The organism is Actinokineospora sp. PR83 (assembly GCF_021056305.1).
GTDB classification, from domain to species: domain Bacteria; phylum Actinomycetota; class Actinomycetes; order Mycobacteriales; family Pseudonocardiaceae; genus Actinokineospora; species Actinokineospora spheciospongiae.
Window position 1 is genome coordinate 1 of record NZ_JAJCXD010000143.1, and the last position, 3194, is coordinate 3194.

Annotated in this window: 1 protein-coding gene; it reads right to left on the minus strand. The window is 77.8% G+C overall.

Features of this window, described 5'->3' with window-relative positions; genetic code table 11:
* The coding region (locus tag L6E12_RS33415) for a type I polyketide synthase (protein ID WP_236231917.1) at positions 1-3194 on the minus strand (3194 nt) is incomplete at both ends.

Here is a 3194-nt window from a genome sequence, read left to right on the forward strand (position 1 = left end):
GCGCGGGCCTGCTCGCCCAGGGCGAGCTGGTCCTCGCGGCCCGCGATGGCGCGCGGGAGGGCCGCCCAGCCCGCGGGGTCGGTGATGGTGACCGCGCCGCCGAAGCGGGCGGGCTGCTCCAGGGCGGCGACGCGCGCCACGGCGAGCACGGCGGGGTCGGCGCTGGCGACCCAGGTCGTGCGCGCCCGGCCCAGCGCCTCGACCAGCAGCGCCGGGTCGGGGTCGACCAGCAGCAGGGTCTCGTCGGCCAGCTCGTCGAGGTCGGTGATGCGGCGCAACGGCGCGGGGGCGTCCCCGAGGGCCACGACCGGCTCGGCGGTGGTCTCGCCCAGGGTGACCCCGTCCCACTCGACCCGGTAGAGCCACGGGTCGACCGGGGTGGGGGCGGCGTCGAGCCAGTAGCGGGTGCGCTGGAAGGCGTAGGTGGGCAGGGTGAGGGGCCGGGTGGTCGGGGTCAGCCGCGCCCAGTCGACGGTGCGGCCCGCGACGTGCAGCCGGGCCAGGGCCTCCAGCAGCGCGACAGCCTCGTCGCGGTCGCGGCGCTGGGCCGGGACGCAGCCGACGACCAGCGGGGTCAGCGCGGCGTCCGGACCCACTTCGAGCACGTGGGCGGCGTCGAGCCGGGCGACACCGTCGGCGAAGCGCACGGTGGCCCGCACGTTGTCGACCCAGTAGTCCGCGCCCGTGCGCTCACCCGCGACCCGGATGAAGTCGATCCGGGGCTCGGCCAGCTCGACGGTGTCGAGCACGGCGCGCAACCCCGGCAGCACCTCGTCCATGTGCGCGGAGTGGAAGGCGTGGCTGACCTCCAGGCGCGTGGCCTTGAGCCCGCGCGCCCGCGCGGCGTCGAGCACCGCCAGCACCGCGTCCTCATCGCCGGTCACCACAGTGGACTGCGGGCCGTTGACGGCCGCGACCTCCACGCCCGCCGGGAGGTCGATGTCCTCGGGCGCGGCGCCGATGGCGGCCATCGCCCCGCGCGCGGCCACCGAGCCCATCAGCGCGCCGCGGGCGACGACGAGGCGGGCGGCGTCGGACAGGGTGAGCACGCCCGCGACGTGCGCGGCGGCGATCTCCCCGACCGAGTGGCCGATGACGACGTCCGGGGTCACGCCCCACGACTGCAGCAGCCGGGCCAGGGCGACCTCGAAGGCGAACAGGGCGGGCTGGGCGAACTCGGTCTCGGTGATCCGGGTCTGCTCCCCCGCCAGCTCGGCGCGCACGTGCTCGGGGTAGAGGGCGAGCACGGCGTCCCACGCCCTGGCGAACGCGGGGTGGGCGGCAGCCAGGTCCCGGCCCATGCCGACGCGCTGCGCGCCCTGGCCGGTGAAGACGAACGCGGTGCGCCCGCGCGCGGCCGTGCCGCGGAAGACGCCGGGTCCGGTCAGGGTGGCCAGGCGGGCGACCAGCTCCGCGCGGTCGCCGACGACGACCGCGCGGTGCGGCAGGTCGGCGCGGGTGGCGAGGGCGGCGGCGACCTCGGCGGCAGACTCGTCGGTCAGGTGCGCGGCGAGCCGGGCGGCCTGGGCGGTCAGCGCCGCGTCGTCGTGCGCGGACAGCACCCAGGCGTGCGGGCCGCCGGTCTCGACGGCGGGCGCGGGCGCGGTGGTGACCTGCTCCAGGACGACGTGGGCGTTGGTGCCGCTGATGCCGAACGAGGACACCCCGGCCCGGCGCGGCCGGTCGAGGGCGGGCCAGTCGCGGTTGGCGGTCAGCAGCTCCACCGCGCCCTCGGACCAGTCGACGCGCCCGCTGGGGGCGTCGACGTGCAGCGAGGCGGGCAGCACGCCGTGGCGCATGGCCTGCACGGCCTTGATGATCCCGGCGACGCCCGCGGCGGCCTGGGTGTGGCCCAGGTTGGACTTGACCGAGCCGAGGTACAGCGGCTGCTCGCGGTCCTGGCCGTAGGCGGCCAGGAGCGCCTGGGCCTCGATCGGGTCGCCCAGGACGGTGCCGGTGCCGTGCGCCTCGACCAGGTCGACCTCGGCGGGGTCGAGGCGGGCGGCGGCCAGCGCGGCGGAGATCACGCGCTGCTGCGACGGGCCGTTGGGGGCGGTGAGGCCGTTGGACGCGCCGTCGGAGTTGACCGCACTGCCGCGCACGACGGCGAGCACGTGGTGGCCGTTGCGGCGCGCGTCGGACAGCCGCTCCAGCAGCACCAGGCCCGCGCCCTCGGCGAAGCCGGTGCCGTTGGCGCCCTCGGCGAACGACCGGCAGCGGCCGTCGCCGGACAGGCCCTGCTGGCGGGCGAAATCGACGAAGACCCCGGGCGTGGACATGACGGTGACCCCGCCCGCCAGCGCCAGGTCGCACTCCCCGGTGCGCAGCGCCTGCGCGGCCAGGTGGACGGCCACCAGCGAGGACGAGCACGCGGTGTCGACGGTGATCGCCGGGCCCTCCAGCCCGAAGGCGTAGGCGACCCGGCCGGAGACGACGCTGGCGGAGTTGCCGGTGCCCAGGTGCCCCTCGACGCCCTCGGGCACCGCGACCAGCCGCGAGGCGTAGTCCTGGTACATCACGCCCGCGAACACGCCGGTGCGGCTGCCGCGCAGGCCGTGCGGGTCCAGGCCCGCGCGCTCGAAGGTCTCCCAGGAGACCTCGAGCAGGATGCGCTGCTGCGGGTCCATCGCCAGCGCCTCGCGCGGGGAGATGCCGAACAGGCCCGCGTCGAAGTCCGCCGCGTCGTGGAGGAAGGCACCGGCGGGGGCGCCGGGGCGACCGCCGGTGAGCGCGGCGACGTCCCAGCCGCGGTCGGCGGGGAACGGGCCGATGACGTCGCGGTTGCCCGCCACCAGCTCCCACAGGTCCTCGGGGGTGGCGATGCCGCCGGGGTAGCGGCAGGCCATCGACACGATCGCGATCGGCTCGTCGACCGGGCGGGCGGGCGCGGTGGTGGTGGCGCGGCGCGCGGGGGCCTCGCCCACGACGCGGGCGGCCAGGGCCGCGGGCGTGGGGTGGTCGAAGACGAGCGTGGCGGGCAGCCGCAGTCCGGTGGCGGCGGCGAGCCGGTTGCGCAGCTCGACGGCGGTGAGCGAGTCGAAGCCCAGGTCGGCGAAGGCGCGGTCGGGGTCGACCGAGGCCGCGGAGGCGTGGCCGAGCACGGCGGCGGTGGTGGCGCGGACCAGGTCGAGCGCGGCGGCCGGGGTCAGGTCGGCGGTCGGGGCGGCCGTCGCGGCCGCGGCCCGGCGGCGGCG